This is a genomic window from Corallococcus sp. 4LFB (genome assembly GCF_046520365.1).
In the GTDB taxonomy this organism is placed as follows: Bacteria; Myxococcota; Myxococcia; order Myxococcales; family Myxococcaceae; genus Corallococcus; species Corallococcus caeni.
In genome coordinates, this window is sequence record NZ_JBKGHJ010001291.1 from 1 (window position 1) to 296 (window position 296).

Genomic DNA, 296 nt, shown 5'->3' on the forward strand with positions numbered 1-296 from the left:
AGGCTGGTGTTCGAGCCCATCCCCCGCCCTGCCCCGCCGGACCTGACGGCGGACGACCTGTATTGTATTCGAAGCTGCGAGGCAGCCGGAGCATCCGTCAGGCGCTGCGCACGGCGGCGATGGGGGAATTGGCCGCGTCACGTTCCGTGGAGCGGCTGAGGGCCGCGGGGTTGATCCGCGTGGCCCCGCTGGCACCGGGAGCGGTGGAGCCCGCACCGAGGCGGACGACCACGGATCCCTACGGGTTGAACCTGGCGGACCTGGGCGGGAGCTGAGGGCCGGAGGGTGCGCTCAGG

Annotated in this window: 1 pseudogene; it reads left to right on the forward strand. The window is 72.3% G+C overall.

The features are described 5' to 3' along the window. Positions 1 to 275: pseudogene (locus tag ACLEQD_RS45375) on the forward strand (DUF4388 domain-containing protein); the annotation flags it as partial. Positions 276 to 296 lie beyond the last annotated feature (21 nt).